This is a genomic window from Streptomyces sp. BK340 (genome assembly GCF_007827595.1).
GTDB lineage: Bacteria > Actinomycetota > Actinomycetes > Streptomycetales > Streptomycetaceae > Streptomyces.
In genome coordinates, this window is the sequence record NZ_VISR01000006.1 from 177775 (window position 1) to 192630 (window position 14856).

Consider the following 14856-nt stretch of genomic DNA (forward strand, 5'->3'; position numbering starts at 1 on the left):
TTCCCTCTGGACCGGCGAGGATTCCGATCGCGAGAGCGGCCATGAGTCCGAGCAGGGCGATCACGTAAATCACCTGCTGTGCCTTGGGGCTCACGCTGCACCCGCCCCGCTCCTCTGGGTGTAGATCCACAGCAGTCGGTGCGTCAGGTCGGCGACCTCGCGCATGAAGAAGTAGGCCGTGAAGGTCGGGGCCTCCGCGCTGGGGCGGTTCTTCAGGTCGAGCAGCGAGTACGCCTTGCGGAATTGCTGCATGACCAGCTCGTCGTCGTCGGCGCCCAGTTCCTCACCGAGGAGCAATTGCAGGTGCCCGATCAAGGCCGGTGTCCTGGCGTCGATGTCGGCGCGGGTCGAGGTGCCGAGCCTCGCCGAGAGGGCGGCGTCGGTGCTGTCCTGGATCAGCTCGACGTCGATCGGTACGCCGTCCTCGGTCGACGCTGTCACTTCGAATCTGCTCGTCTCGGTCTTCACGGCGTGTCCCTCGCTGGCTGACGGCGGTTTCACCGGATGGAGACCAGCGTTCCGCGCGAAAGGCGTGCGGACCACGGCGTTCATGGGCCAGTGTTGGGACATCTCTGGGACATGGGACAGGCGGCATGTTGGGCACGGCGAGATCCCGGGAAGGGGGCCTGCATGAGCATCGCCGACAGGCGTAGGGCTCGGGGTCTCACCCAAGAAGGGTTTGCCTTCGCGGTAGGCGTCGACCGGCGCACCGTAGGCCGATGGGAGGCGGGTAAATCCAAGCCCCAGCCTCCTCAGCGGGCCAAGGTCGCCGAGGTGTTACAGATGGACCTTGACGAACTCGATGCGTTGCTTGCTTCAGCCGAGGTGCAGCCGAAGCCCGTACGGTCAGCGTCGAGTGCCCACCACAGCCCAGGGGACCCAGACGAGATGATCCGACGCGAGTTTCTGCGCCTCATGGCGGTGTCCGGTGCGGTCGCTGCCATACCTGCGGGCGAGGCGGAGGCCCTGGAGGACAGCGGGGACGACTTCGGGCGCATGAACGGTCATCTGTGGCAGGTCTACCAACTCGCCCGCGCCAAACACTCGGTGTACCCGGTAGTGCAGTCTCAGCTCACTGCCTTGAACGATGCGCTGCGCGATGGGCGGGCCCAGACAGGGACGCTCTGCTTCGCGGCCGGCGACCTGTTCCAGCTGGCGGGCGAGCTGGCCTTCGACGCCAACCGGTACCACGATGCCGCCGCCTCGTACTCGCTTGCGGCCAGCGCGAGCAAAGAGGCCGGCGCCTACGACCTTTGGGCGTGCGCCCTCATCCGCGGCGCCTACGTAGACCTCTCCGAGCGTCGTTACAAGCGTGCTGCGGACACACTTGGGGCCGCGCGCCGTGTCGCCCTGCGTGGAGACAGCAGCCTTGCGACCAAGCACTGGGCCGCAGCCGTACAGGCTGAGGCGTTCGCCTGGCTCGGCGACTTCGACGCCTGCGAGGAGGCTTTGGACGAGGCCGAGAAGGTAGCCAGCCTGAGCGGCCAGGTGTCGAACGGCGGATGGCTGCGCTTCGATGGCTCGCGCTTGGCGGAGGAGCGAGGCGCCCGGTACCTGCAACTCAACCGACTCGGCCTGGCCGAGACCTCGTTGAAGGACGCGCTGACGCTCGCCCCTCTGGCCGCCGGCCACTCTTTCCGACGTCGGGGCGCGGTACTTGTCGACCTGGCCGCGATCGGCGCCAAGCGGAAAGAATTGGAGCAGGTCATGCAGTACGGGCTCGAAGCCCTGCGGCTGGCGCGGGCCTCCGGGTCCGGCTACGTCGCCCGTAGACTCCATTCCCTGACTTCCGAGCTGGGCGCCTTGGGGAGCGACCGGCGTATCACCGAGTTGAAGGCAGAGATCGGCAGCCTGACGGCATCACGAGAGGGGATGGCATGACGACCGAGGGGGCGCGAGTCTTTCGCGAGGCGTGGATCGCTGGAGTGCGGAAGCACTTCCCTGGTGAGCCCAAGCCGAGCTACGTGACTCCGTGGGAAGAGACGCCTGAATGGGAGCGTGAGGCTGCGGGCGCCGTGTATGAGCAGGTTCGCCATTTCCTCAAACTGAGTGCCGGGCATGCCTCCCGCCTGTCGCGCGAGCAGAAGGGACGGTTCGTCGCGACGTGTTGGACGGCGCAGATGTTCAAGCACTTCAATGACCCGAAGCCGGGGTACGTGGCCGATTGGCCCGACCTGCCGGACTGGCAGAAGGAAACCGACTCAGGCATCTTCGAGGCCATTGAGAACAGTCTGAATTAACGCCTACCGATTCCTGCTCGCAAACCACCCAGTTGTGAGTCGGAGTTGAAAAGGCGTTGGCGGGGCTGCCATTCGCCCTAGTAGCTGCCATTCGTCCTAGTAGTGGCGCAGTTCTTGGCAGGCCGTCGGCCCCAGCCACAGAGGGTTTGCGTCGTGCGGCGCGGCTGTGTCGGTGCTGGCGTGGCGTGGCCTGTTCGAGGGGCATTACGGTGGGACACGAGGGCCTCCTGAGCATCGGTGCAGACTTCGCAATCCACACCGAACCCAGAAGGCCCTCACCCTTTCAAGCACCCAGCCCGCGTGTCACCAACGTGCCGGGACAGCACACCTAGTAGTGCTTCGTTAGGTTCTGGGCTGTCTGCGGATGCTCCGAGGGCTGGGCAGGGGGCGTCCGCAGGTGGTGCAGGTACCGGTCCAGCACCTCAGCAGGTCCTGAAGAGCGTCGAGGACCTGGTAGAGGGTCAGGCCGGTGTGCGGACTTTTGGGTCGAGCCGCCTGAGGGTGAGGAATGCCTGGGCGGCGGTGACGAGGGTGACGTGGTGGTGCCAGCCGCGCCAGGTGCGGCCCTCGAAGTGGTCCAGTCCGAGGCCATGCTTGAGTTCGCGGTAATCGTGCTCGATCCGCCAGCGCATCTTGGCCCACCGCACCAGGTCAGGGGCCGGTGTGGTGGCGGGCAGGTTCGATATCCAGTAGTCCGTCGGAGTGTCCTGGCCGTCCGGCCATTCGACGAGGAGTGTCTGGACGGGCAGGACGCCGTCCCACCGGTTGCGGCCGCCACCCGCCTCCTGAGCTGCGGCCAGGGACTGCTTGCCCGCGGGCCGCACTGTCAGCACCGCGAACCGCGAGGACATCGCGCCTTTGCTGCCCTGCCTCCAGGTCACCTCGGTGAACCGCTCCGCCCCCGCCTCCGCTGCGAGGACGCAGACGGCTCGCGGTGGGGTGCGGTAGCGGGGAAGGGTGGGCGGTCCGAGTCCGCAATAGGCAGGCTGGTGCGGCTCGACACCCTCCGGGTGGGCGACTTCTTTCCCGTTCAGGGCCAGGACATAGGACAGCCCTCGCTCCTGGAGACCGAGCCGGAACGGGGTGCTGACGCCGTAGCCGGCGTCGGCGACCACCACCGGCGCCTTCAGTTGCCACTCGGTGAGTGTGTCCAGGAGGCCGAGCGCGAGACGCCACTTCTCCCGGTGCACCACGTCGTCGGGGACTCCCGCCCTGCGGCATCGGTCCGGCTCGTCCGTCCACTCACGCGGCAGATACAACTGCCACTCCAACGGGCACGAGGCGGTGTCGGTGGCGGCATGGACACTGACCGCGACCTGGCAGTTCGCCCGTTTGCCGACCGCTCCGCAGTACTGGCGGGCCACCCCGACCGACGCCTTGCCGCACTTGGGGAACGACACGTCGTCGATCACCCACACCTCGGGCCTGACAACTGAGGACAGCCGCTCGGCGATCCGCTGCCTGACCGGCAGCGGATCGCACGGCGACTGGTTCACGAACTGCTGCAGAGCCTGCATGTTCCCGTCCGGCAGACGCTCGGCCATCGGCTGGATCGACTTGCGCCGGCCGTCCAGCATCAGGCCCCGCAGATAGCACTCGCCCCACCGCCGCTGATCCCGCCGCGAAAACGACCAGAACACATCGGCAACGAACTCCGCCAACTCGCCCCGGAGCCGTTCCACTTCCCCCAACCTCACTCCGGGAAGCTGCCCACGATCAGCCGAGATCACTCAACGTAACGAAACCCCCTAGCGACGGCCGACCCGGGCGAGATACGCGTCCAGCCCGGCTGTGGTGTCGCCCGCCCAGCCGACGTACCCGTCCGGGCGGACCAGGAAGACACCGGGGCCGTACGACTGAGGGGCCGCCGGGAGTGTGTGGAGGCCGGCGACGGGTGCCGGCGCGCCCAGCAGCGTCCAGTGCGGTCCCCTGAACGCGTCGAAGAGGCGCACACCGTCCACCGTGCCGTCGGGGGCCCGGTCGCCCGCCCGGACCGCGGACGGGACGGCCCGGGTCTCCTCGCTCAGGGACGACTCCGGGTACCCCAGCCCGAGCTGCACCGTCGCCTTCCCGCGCTGCACCTCCCCGCGGTGCACGCTCGTCGACAGGCCCAGCATGGCCGCGGCGTTGGGGCGCCGCTCCTCCTCGTAGGTGTCGAGGAGCGCCTGCGGAGCCCCGTCGCGGAGTACCGCGCCCAGCTTCCAGCCCAGGTTGTACGCGTCCTGGACGCTGGTGTTCAGGCCCTGTCCGCCGGCCGGTGAGTGCACGTGGGCCGCGTCGCCCGCGAGGAACACCCGGCCCGCCCGGAACCGGTCCGCCAGTCCGGTGCGCGGCCGGAACTCCGAGGCCCAGTGCAGCTCGGTGACGTCCTCGGCGTCGAGGTGCGTGTACGCGGCGACCAGCCCCCGGACACCGTCGAGGGACAGGTCGAGCTCCGTGCCCTCGGCGAGCTTCCCGGCCAGCTGGAAGACGTCCGTGCCGGCCAGCGGGCACAGCGCCACGCCGGTGCCGTCGGCTCCGGGGAAGGCGTGCCAGTACTCCCGGTCGAGCCCCTTCACCCGCACGTCCGCCACCAGGAACGGGCTCGGGTCGACCGTCTCACCGGCCATGCCCACGCCCACCGCGCGCCGTACCGCGGAGCGCCCGCCGTCGGCCGCGACGACGTAGCGCGCGCGGACGGCCGCACCGTCGGCGAACCGCACGCTCACGCCTTCCGCGTCCTGCTCCAGGCCCGTCACCTCGCGCCCGAAGTCCACCCCGCCGCCCACCTCCACCAGCCGCGCGTAGAGGACTTCCTGGGTCCGCCACTGCGCGACCATCAGCGGCTGCGTGTACGGCGCGCCCTCGTCCGCCTCCACCGGCTCGAACATCGGCTGCTCGCCGAGCCGTTCGCCGTCCTTCCAGATCATCCGCGCGGGGTAGGGGCCGCCGGCCGCGCGGATCGCGTCCAGCGCGCCGAGGTCGTCGAAGACCTCCTGGGTGCGCGGCTGGATCCCTTTGCCGCGCGAGCCGGGGAAGAGCCCCTGCGCCCGCTCCACGATCAGCGCGTCCACGCCGCGCCGGGCCAGGTCGACACCGAGGGCGAGGCCGGTCGGACCGGCCCCCACGATCAGGACATCCCGCATGATTTCTCCTTAACGCTGTTAAGTGCCGTCGCCCACGAGAGTGCCCTTAACGCTGTTAAGCTGTCAAGCGTGAGTACGGAACGACGCGCGCCCCTGGACCGCAAGCGGGTCGCGGACACGGCGCTGCGGCTGCTGAACGAGACCGGCCTCGACGGGCTGACCCTGCGGGCCATCGCCAAGGAGCTGGACGTCAAGGCCCCGGCGCTGTACTGGCACTTCAAGGACAAGCAGGCGCTGCTCGACGAGATGGCGACGGAGATGTACCGGCGGATGGTCGCCGGCACGGCGCTCGATCCCGCCGACAGCTGGCAGGAGCGGCTGCTCGGGACGAGCCGCGGGCTGCGCGCCGCCCTGCTCGGCTACCGCGACGGAGCCAAGGTCTACAGCGGCTCACGCTTCACGGGCACGGACCACGCCCGCGAGATGGAGGCGCACCTGCGCGTCCTCACGGACGCCGGCTTCACCCTGGCGCAGGCGGTCAACGCGGCGCGGACCGCGAGCATGTTCACCATCGGGTTCGTCATCGAGGAGCAGGGCGTGCAGCCCCTCCCGGGCGAGCGCCGGGAGGGGTACGACATCGAGGAGCGTGCCCGGCGCATGGCCGGCTTCCCGCTCGCGGCCGAGGCCGGGAAGGTGCTCTTCGACGACTACGACGAGCAGTTCGAGGAAGGGCTGGCGCTGGTGATCGCGGGCATCGAGGCCCGCTACGGGATCGGCTGAGCGGGGGGTCAGCTCCGGGCCGCGCGCGCCTTGCGGATCGCCCGCGTGACGACCGGCGGCAGCAGGTCCACGGCGACCCGGCGCACCCGGCTGCCACGGCGGGGCGAGGGCCGGGCGGGCCGCGCCGCGGGAGCCGGGTCCGGTTCCGGTTCCGGCGCCGGTGCGGGCACCGCGGCCGGCGCCGGCACCGACGCCTCGGCCGCCACCGCGTGCTTGGAGGGCGGGAACGCCGGCCCGGACATCCCCTTGGACTTCAGTCGGACGATCCGGTGCCCCGCGGCTTCTTGGACGCTCAGGTGGCAGTCGGACCGCTCCCGCGCCATGGCCAGCAGCGCCTCCTGGACCGGCTCGGGATCACCCCAGGTGCCGTAGAGCTTCTGCGTGCTCAGGCAGATGGGGTGCAGGCCCCGGTTGAGCACGGCCTCCCAGGCGGCTATGGACACGCCGGGCGTGTGCTCGGAGCGGAAGTCGTCGAGGACGACGATGCCGTCGGGCAGCAGGAGGTCGTGGGCCGCGCCTATGTCGTCGTGCACGTGCTCGTACAGGTGCGAGGCGTCGATGTGCACGAACCGGCAGGAGCGGACCGCGACCTCGTCGGGCACCAGGGAGCTGGGCCCCTGGAGCACCCGGGGCAGCTCGTCGTGGAAGGAGCGGTAGTTGTCCTCGAAGACGCGCCGGGTCAGCGCGCTGTAGGACTTGGTCGACTCGGCCCGGTTGGCGTCGTCCGGGGCGTCGCCCTCGAAGAGGTCGCACACGGTGTACTTCTCGCCCGGCTGCTGGTGCCGGCCGATGAAGATCGCGCTCTTGCCCATGTAGACACCGACCTCCAGGAGGTCGCCGTGGGTTCCCCCGGCCTCCTGCCGGTTCAGGAACCACTCGAAGAGCAACTGGTCGAGCACCGGGAACCAGCCGGGCACGTCGTCGAGCCGGTGGGGCGGTCGGGTCGCTTCCTGGATGGTGGCCATGAGGCGGGGGCACTCCCTCGGTAGGCAGTCTGTGGGTTCACTGCGGAAAGCCTGTGGCGCGGGGGGCGGGGCACTACGGTGCCTGCCCCCGGGCCCGGTTCAAAACCCAAGGCGAGATGAACTGCTGCTCAACTTCCGGCCACGGAGCGCTCGCTTCAGCCTCGGGCCGAGCGGCTTCTCCACGAACCGGTGCATCAGCCACGCCAGCAGCAGCATGCCGAGCACCGTCGTCACGAGCGTCGGCCACGCGGGCAGGCCCAGGCCCCGGTGCAGCACCCGGATGACGAACCAGCCCAGATGCTCGTGCACCAGATAGAACGGGTACGTCAGCGCGCCGGCCGTGGCCAGCCAGCGCCAGTCGGCCCGGCCGGTCCAGCCCAGCGCCACGGCCGCCACGGCGGCGAAGGCGAGGGTGACCATCAGCAGGATGACGTACGGGTCGCGCACGAAGTCGCCGTGCGCGCCCGTGTGCCACAGCCCGCGCGTGGCGTTGCTCTGCCCGAGCAGCCAGGAGACGGCCACGATGCCCCACAGCAGCGGGTCGCCGCCGAATCGGTGGATCAGGTAGAGGGCGAGGCCGCCGACGAAGAAGGGGGCGTAGTCCGGCATGACCAGCTGGTCGGTCAGTGCGTTGCCGGACGTGCGGCACACCGCCGCCGCCAGCGTCCACACGGAGCAGAAGAGCACCACCCGGCGGTAGGTGACCCCGCGCAGCACGACGAGGAGCGCGAACAGCGCGTAGAAGCGGACCTCGACCCAGAGCGTCCAGCACACGCCCAGCACGCGTGGGGCGCCCATGGGCTGTTGCAGCATGGTCAGGTTGACCAGGAACTCGTCCAGGCGGACCGGGTGCACGACGGCCGGCAGGGCCAGGGCCGCGCCGGTGACGAGCGCCAGGGCGACCCAGTAGGCGGGGTAGAGGCGGGCGACGCGGGAGCGGAAGAAGTCGCCGAGGGTGCGGCCCCAGCTGCTCATGCAGATGACGAAACCGCTGATGACGAAGAAGAACTGGACGCCGAGACAGCCGTAGGCGGCCGCCTGGGACAGGGTCGGGAAGACGTGGGCCGGTGTCCGGTGCCAGGACGTGGAGACGGTGCCGCCGCGTCCGGCGTAGTGGTAGAGGCAGACCATCAGCGCGGCCACGAGCCGCAGGCCGTCCAGGGCGAGCAGGCGGCCCCGGCGCGAGGGGGCGGGAGCCGGCGCGGGCGTGGGGGGAGCGGGAGCGGTGGTGAGCGTGGGGGACGAAGCAGCCATGATGCTCGGCGCCTACCCGACGATGCGCTGATCATCTCGGGTTCTTTTGTGAAAGTCCCCGGCATGAGGGAACCGCTCCGCCGTCACCTGGCGGAATCACAGGAACGATGTGATTGACCGTCTAACCATTCTCTTACCTGTCCGGATTCGTTAACCCGGCGGTCGCTTTGGCTTCCTAGTTTCTCCATCCACCCCCACGTTTTTGCAAACCCACGGCATGCCGCCGTAAACACCGTATTTGCTTGGCAAAATCAGGAGAGCTATGACGAGGGTTCAGCACCGGCGGGCACCTGCGCGTGGAGGGGAGCTGGAGGACTGCCTGCGCGCCTGCGCCGTCCACAGCGGCAAACTCGTGGGCAGTCTGGACCGCCGCCGCACGGAACTGGCCGAGCAGCTGCGCAAGTTGCTCGTGGTGTTCAGCACCACCGGCACGTCCGCTCCCGCCGCCGCCCCGGCCGGTGGCGCGGCCGCCCTGCTCAAGCGTGCCGTCAAGGGAACCGCCGCGCCCGCCGGCAGCATCCCGGGCGACCTGCTGGACGCCCTGCTGGCCGTCGGCAACAAGGCCCTCGAGTGCGGCTACGGCGACGAACTGCACCTCGCCCTGCAGATCGGCGACACCGTCCTCGCCGAGCGCAAGAACTCCCGGGCCGGCTGGCGGCTGCGCGCCCGGGTCCTGGAGGCCCTCGGTGAGGAACGCGAGGCCGTCGGGGCGTACGAGCGCTACCTGGAGCTGACCGACGAGGACGGCTTCGGCGTGGCCGCCCGGATCACGGGCCTGCGCCGGGCCGCCGAGCGCGAGCGCGAGCTGCTCGCCCTGCTGCAGCGCCAGTGCCCGCGCGCCGCCGACTTCGCCCGCGGCCCCGCCACCGACGTGTGGGCCGAGGGCCTGGCCCTGCACGCCCTCGGCGACTGGGACGCGGCCGAGCCCCGGCTGGTCGGTGCCCTGCTCGCGCTTGCCAACGACGACGCCCCGGTCGCCGACCGGCAGGAACTGCTCAGCCAGTACCTGGACCTGCGCACCGGAGTCACCGGTGACCCCACCGCCCTCACCGAGGCCGTCGCCCTCTACGCCGAGCAGCGCCGCATCCGCATGCGCGGCCCGGTCGCCGACCCCACCGTCGGCGGGGTGGAGTGGATCAGCCTCGGCGAGTTCCGCAACCGGATCGCCGGCAAGTCGATCTGTCTGATCGCGAACTCCGGCCGTGTGGGCGAGAGTTCGATGGGTGCCGAGATCGACGGCTACGACCTGGTCGTCCGCTTCAACTCGTACCGGATCGACCCGAGGCACACCGGCAGCCGTACCGACATCCACGCCACCATCCACAAGCACGGCTTCAACTGGGACCAGCCGGTGACCACCCGGCTCGTCTTCGGCGGGGTCTCCGGCGACTGGAAGCACTCGCTGCGCAACCGTCTGGTGCCCGGCGCCCAGCGCTACCTCGGCGACGAGTCGCTGCGCTGGCCCGTCCGCACCATCGGCCGGCTCGGCAACGACCTCTGGTCCGGCATCCCGACCACCGGCTTCAACATGCTGTGGCTGCTGGACTTCCTGGACGTCAGCCCGACCCTGGACCTGATCGGGTTCGACTTCTACGAGAGCGGCGCCTACCGCGTCCAGGAAGCGATGAAGCTCGCCATCACCTCCGTGCACGAATACACCAGCGAGAAGGCATGGGTCATGGAGCGGGCCCAGAGCGTGACCGACATGAGGATATCCCTGCGATGACCACCTTCACCCCGGTAGCACCGGAGACCGCCGCGCACGCTCTGACCGGCAAGCGGCGCATCGCCTTCGCGAGCTTCGTCGACGAGAACTACCTGCCCGGCTTCCTCGTCCTGCTGCGCAGCCTCGCCCTGTCCAACCCGGGCGTCTGCGAGGACTTCGTCGTCCTCCACGACGACCTGAAGCCCTCCTCCGTCGCCCGCATCCGCGCCCTGCACCCGCGCATCGTGCTGCGCCGCGTCGACGCCGGGCACTACGACTCCTACGTCAAGGGCGACCAGGACAACTACCTGGTCCGCAAGGCGTACTTCATCCTCGACATCTTCAAGCTGCGCGACTACGACACCGTCATCACCCTGGACACCGACATGGTCGTCCTCGGCGACCTCGGTGAACTCCTCCAGCTGCGCGAGGGTCTTGCCGCCGTACCGCAGTTCTTCTACGGGCAGCACAAGCTCAACTCCGGGCTGCTGGTCATCCAGCGCGAGTACCTGTCCGACGCGTTCTGCGCGAAGATCGACCAGGTCGGGCGCAGTGGCAGCTACGAGCTCGACAAGCACGACCAGGGCATCCTCAACGCGGTCCTCGACGGCGACTTCGTCCGCCTCGACGCCCGCTACAACTTCGTCAAGCGGCGGCTCTCGGGCGACCTGCCGGTCCCCGACGACACCGCGATCCTGCACTTCACCGGCCGGCACAAGCCCTGGCAGGGCGGCGAGGCCGGGTACGCGCTGGCCGAGGACCGCTGGCGCGAGTTCGAGATGGGCGACGCCGAGTTCCACGCGGCCTACCTGGCCAAGGGCAACCTCCACCACGACCTGCTCGTGCACTACGGCACCCCGCACGTGCGGCGCACCGGTGACGTGGAGGCCGCCCGAAAGGTCGCGGCCGGCCACATCGCCGCCGGTGAGTACCAGGACGCGGTCGACCTCCTCGGCAGCGTCCGCATCCCGGTGGACGAGGCCTGGCCGCACGAGGTGCTCGGGCACGCCCTGATGAGCGTCTCCCGCCACGAGGAGGCGAGGACCCAGCTGCTGCTGGCCACCGCCGCCCCCAACCGGGCCGCCACCGCCTATGCCCGCCTCGCCCAGCTGGCCTGGGTGCACGGCGACAACGCCGAGTCCCTGAAGTACGCCACCGCCGGCCTCACCGTCGACCCCACCCACCGCTCCAGCCGGCTGTGGGCGCAGCGCGCGGCCGCGGTACCGGCCCAGGAGCAGGGCGCCGCCGAGGACCAGCTCGCGCACGTCGCCTTCTACATGGACCGGCAGGGCAACGCGGGCGACAAGCTGCTGCCCGAGACGGTCCGGCTCGCCTTCGGCCCCGACTTCACCTCCCGGCGCTGGCACTCCGTCCACGCCCACCGGCTGTTCGACAAGGCCGCCCTGGAGCGGGTCAACGCCCGGCGCGGCCTGGTCATCGGCGGCGGCGGACTGTTCATCCCGGACACCATGCCCAACGGCAACAGCGCCTGGCAGTGGAACGTCCCGGACGAGCACCTGCGCGCCGTCGACGTGCCGGTCATGGTGTTCGCGGTCGGCTTCAACGCCTTCGACGGGCAGTCCTACCGGGCCCGGCGGTTCAACGAGAGCCTGCGCCTGCTGGTGGAGAAGGCCTCCTTCTTCGGTCTGCGCAACCACGGCTCCATCGCCAAGGTCCGCTCGCTGCTCCCGCCCGAGCTGCACGACAAGGTCGTCTTCCAGCCCTGCCCGACCACGGTCATGCGCCGGCTGGTCGCCGGCTGGAGCGACCCGCCGCACCGCGAGGACACCGTCCTGCTGAACGCGGCCTACGACCGTGCGGGCCTGCGCTTCGGCCACGACTACGGGCACTTCCTCGCCGAGATGGCGAAGGCGGTCCGGGCGATCGGAGCCCACACCGAGGTGCGGTGTGTCGCCCACTCGCTGGACGACGAGCGCCTCGCCTTCGACCTGCGCCGCGAGCACGGGATCTCGCTGCCGGTGATCCCGATGTACGACTTCTCCAACGACGAGATCCGCGCGACGTACGCCAGGACCCGCCTGGTCATCGGCATGCGCGGGCACGCCGGAATGATCCCCTTCGGGGTCTGCACGCCCATCATCAGCCTGATCTCGCACCCGAAGATGGCGTACTTCCTCAGCGACATCGAGCGCCCCGAGTGGGGTGTCTCCGTCCACGAGAAGAACCTGGGCGCACAGCTCACCGAGCGGGCGCTGGACATCCTGGACCACCACGGCCGGACCGTCGCCGACGTGCACGACCGGCAGGAGCTGCTGTGGAAGGTCACGCAGGAGAACGCGACCCGGATCCGTACGATCCTGGGCCGCTGAGAAGCCGGAAGGGCGGGCCCGTGAAAGGCCCGCCCTTGGCGGTCGGCGAGAGGGGGCTGGGGTCAGCGGCGTACGACCCGGCGCAGATTGCGCGCCTTGCGCGCCACCCGGCGGACCGTGGCGTTGCGCGGGATGAACGACAGCTGGGCGGGCACCCCACCGGGCAGCGCCAGCGAGGTCAGACGCTTGCGCTTGAAGTAGCGCAGGGTGTGCGGGTTCAGGTTCCGGGCGAGGTACCGCTCGGTCTCCTCGCGCAGCCTCGGCAGGATCTTCGGCTGCATCGCGAAGCCCACCGCACGCACCAGCGCGCCCAGCGCCGCCACGTCCAGGCCGGGGCGCTGCTCGGTGACCGCCGCACGGTCGCCCAGCTCCGGCAGCAGCGCGTCGACCACGGTGACCGGCACCCGGTTGCTGTTCTCGAACGGCGTCAGCCGCTCCAGCAGCAGATCGGTGCCGACCCGCGCGACCGGCAGGCCGTACAGCGCGGAGGCGGTGAGCAGCGCGGTGGAGAAGCAGCCGACGACCAGCGCGGGACGCATCCGCTGGTACACCACCTCGGCGAGGACCGGCGTGTCCAGCACGGTCAGCTCCACCTCGAGCTTCTCCGCCTCCTGCTCCAGGGTGCGGGTGAAGCGGGCCGGGGCGGTGGGGTGCGGCTTGAACACCACCTTGGTGTGCCCGAGCGCGACCGCGCCCTTCAGCATCCGCACATGCAGGTTCTCCTCCTGCTCGGCGGTGAGGATGTCCAGCGCGGAGAGGTACTGCCCGAGCAGCAGCGCGGGCTCCTCGATCGCCGGCAGGTCGTCGCCGAGCGGGGCGAGTTCGGCCAGCACCTTGGTGAAGGCCTGGGTCGGCACGATCTCGCCGGGGACGCCGAACTCGGTGAGCAGCAGCGGCTTCAGGCCCGGCACCAGGTCGAGGTGGAGCACCCGGTCCACGCGGGTGCCGACCAGCGGGTCGATCTTGTTGCGGGTCGGGCCGTAGCTCATCAGACCGTCGGCGTAGACGGTGACCGGGGCGCCGGTGAAGATCTGGGCGAGCGCCAGCGACGGGTTGACCTGGATCGACTCGACGGCCAGCTCCACGTCGTCGTCGCCCAGCTGCCACTCGTGGCGCAGATACCGCTCCCAGAGCGGCATGTCGTCCACCCGGGGCGCCCACCCGCCGGGGTGGAAGGGGAAGATCGTCTCGTTGTACGAGATCACGTCGTCGAAGCGCTCGCGCAGCCGCTCGAAACCGGGCATCTCGTCCAGGCCGGGCGTGGTCTCGGGCGTCGCGGCGTTGTTGCAGACCAGCAGGATGCGCCGGCCGGCCGGGCCGAAGCAGCCCGAGTCCAGGGCGGCGGCGAGCGTCGCCGTGCCGTACAGCGTCGACGCCTGGAAGATCTGGGTGGTCACGCGGCGACCCCCGTCGAGGCGGGGCGGCGGCGCAGCCGGCGCAGCTTGGTGGCGCGCTGCAGGTCCATGGAGTCCAGCGCCTCGTCCAGCACGTCCTGCGGCATGCGCCGCAGTGCCCCGGCGCTCATGGATTTCAGTTTTTTCGCCACCGCGGGCTCGAACCTTTCGATGGATCCCAGGTGATGGGAAATGATCGCGCAATAGGTACGCACGGCCTTCGGCAGGAGCGCGTCGGCGTCCGGGTCGGCGGCGGTTTCCGCGATCACCTGATCGAACGCGCGAATGAAATCGAGCTGCCGGACATCGCCGATCTGGGTGAGTGACGAGGCCACGCCGCGCCGGTAGAACACACCGAGCATGCTGACCGCGGCGAACGATTCCGCCTCCCGGTGCAGCTTCCAGATCCACGGCCGGTCCTCGGCCGTGCGCAGTCCGTCGGTGAAGTGCAGCAGCCCCTTGTCCACCAGCCGGCGGTGGTAGACGCCCGCCCAGGCGTAGGCGTAGTCGACGGAGGTGGAGCGGTCCGCGGGCAGGATCGCCTCGCGCGGGTCCAGCACCACGTTCCGCCGGCCGACCGGCACCCGGTGCACGGTGCGCGCCCGCGCCGTGCACTGCACATGGTCGGTGCGCAGGAAGTCGCAGCCCAGCTCCTCGATGGCGTCGACCAGCTTCGGGTAGTAGCCGGGGGCGAGCCAGTCGTCGCCGTCCAGGAAGGTCAGGTACTCGCCGCGCGCCCGGTCGATGCCGGTGTTGCGGGCGGTAGCCAGCCCTCCGTTCTGCTCGTGCCGGACGAAGACCGCGCCTGGCAGCTCGCGCTCCGCGCGCGCGAGAATGTCTGGTGTCCCGTCGCGGGAACAGTCGTCGACGAGAATGAATTCGAAGTCCTCACGTGCGTTCGCACTGAGGCTCCTCAGGGTGTCGGGCGCGTATTGCTGCACGTTGTAGAACGGCACGATGACGGAGAGCTTGACCACGTGGTGGACGTTAGGACGAAGCCCGTCATTCGTCTTGACCGTCGCCTTGATACCAGGTGAACGACGCGTGGCGAAGCTGTGAACCGGGCTTTATTCCGGCCCGATCATGGCCTGATTCGCCATTCGGCGATGTGCTGTTAACCGTT

The 14856-nt window shown here is 69.9% G+C and carries 12 protein-coding genes; 5 read left to right on the top strand and 7 right to left on the bottom strand.

Translation table 11 applies throughout. The features are described 5' to 3' along the window. Positions 1-90: 90 nt before the first annotated feature. Positions 91-468 (bottom strand): hypothetical protein, encoded by a 378-nt coding sequence (locus FB157_RS14800; protein WP_145879742.1) that lies wholly within the window; start codon positions 466-468, stop codon positions 91-93. Positions 469-630: 162 nt separating this feature from the next. Between FB157_RS14800 and FB157_RS14805 the strand changes: the two genes are divergently transcribed. Then, positions 631-1881 (top strand): helix-turn-helix domain-containing protein, encoded by a 1251-nt coding sequence (locus FB157_RS14805; protein WP_145879744.1) that lies wholly within the window; start codon positions 631-633, stop codon positions 1879-1881. Then, on the top strand, positions 1878-2240 hold the full coding sequence (locus FB157_RS14810; RefSeq protein ID WP_124439674.1) for a hypothetical protein: 363 nt from the start codon (positions 1878-1880) through the stop codon (positions 2238-2240). The genes FB157_RS14805 and FB157_RS14810 overlap by 4 nt, the downstream gene beginning before the upstream one ends. Before the next feature lie 461 nt (positions 2241-2701). Here the strand turns inward: FB157_RS14810 and FB157_RS14820 are convergent, their stop codons facing one another. After that, positions 2702-3937 (bottom strand): IS701 family transposase, encoded by a 1236-nt coding sequence (locus FB157_RS14820; protein ID WP_145879748.1) that lies wholly within the window; start codon positions 3935-3937, stop codon positions 2702-2704. Between the two features lie 51 nt (positions 3938-3988). Next, complete coding sequence (locus FB157_RS14825) at positions 3989-5365, bottom strand: FAD-dependent monooxygenase (RefSeq protein ID WP_186581509.1); 1377 nt, start codon at positions 5363-5365, stop codon at positions 3989-3991. Positions 5366-5434: 69 nt separating this feature from the next. Here FB157_RS14825 and FB157_RS14830 point away from each other — a divergent pair, with 69 nt between their 5' ends. Further along, positions 5435-6085 (top strand): TetR/AcrR family transcriptional regulator C-terminal domain-containing protein, encoded by a 651-nt coding sequence (locus tag FB157_RS14830; RefSeq protein ID WP_145879751.1) that lies wholly within the window; start codon positions 5435-5437, stop codon positions 6083-6085. A gap of 8 nt (positions 6086-6093) precedes the next feature. On the opposite strand, the gene FB157_RS14835 is transcribed toward FB157_RS14830, so the two are convergent. Together FB157_RS14835 and FB157_RS14840 are read right to left on the bottom strand one after the other, a co-directional pair. Further along, on the bottom strand, positions 6094-7050 hold the full coding sequence (locus FB157_RS14835; RefSeq protein ID WP_145879753.1) for a class I SAM-dependent methyltransferase: 957 nt from the start codon (positions 7048-7050) through the stop codon (positions 6094-6096). 99 nt (positions 7051-7149) lie between these two features. Beyond that, on the bottom strand, positions 7150-8304 hold the full coding sequence (locus FB157_RS14840; RefSeq protein ID WP_186581510.1) for an acyltransferase: 1155 nt from the start codon (positions 8302-8304) through the stop codon (positions 7150-7152). Between the two features lie 262 nt (positions 8305-8566). Between FB157_RS14840 and FB157_RS14845 the strand changes: the two genes are divergently transcribed. Beyond that, entirely contained in the window at positions 8567-10030 is a 1464-nt protein-coding gene (locus FB157_RS14845; protein ID WP_145879755.1) for a glycosyltransferase family 29 protein, read from the top strand. Further along, positions 10027-12339 (top strand): glycosyltransferase, encoded by a 2313-nt coding sequence (locus tag FB157_RS14850; protein ID WP_145879756.1) that lies wholly within the window; start codon positions 10027-10029, stop codon positions 12337-12339. The genes FB157_RS14845 and FB157_RS14850 overlap by 4 nt, the downstream gene beginning before the upstream one ends. 62 nt (positions 12340-12401) lie before the next feature. On the opposite strand, the gene FB157_RS14855 is transcribed toward FB157_RS14850, so the two are convergent. Then, on the bottom strand, positions 12402-13736 hold the full coding sequence (locus tag FB157_RS14855) for an alpha-2,8-polysialyltransferase family protein (protein WP_145879758.1): 1335 nt from the start codon (positions 13734-13736) through the stop codon (positions 12402-12404). Beyond that, positions 13733-14710, bottom strand: a complete 978-nt coding sequence (locus tag FB157_RS14860) for a glycosyltransferase family 2 protein (protein WP_145879760.1) — start codon at positions 14708-14710, stop codon at positions 13733-13735. The genes FB157_RS14855 and FB157_RS14860 overlap by 4 nt, the downstream gene beginning before the upstream one ends. Positions 14711-14856 lie beyond the last annotated feature (146 nt).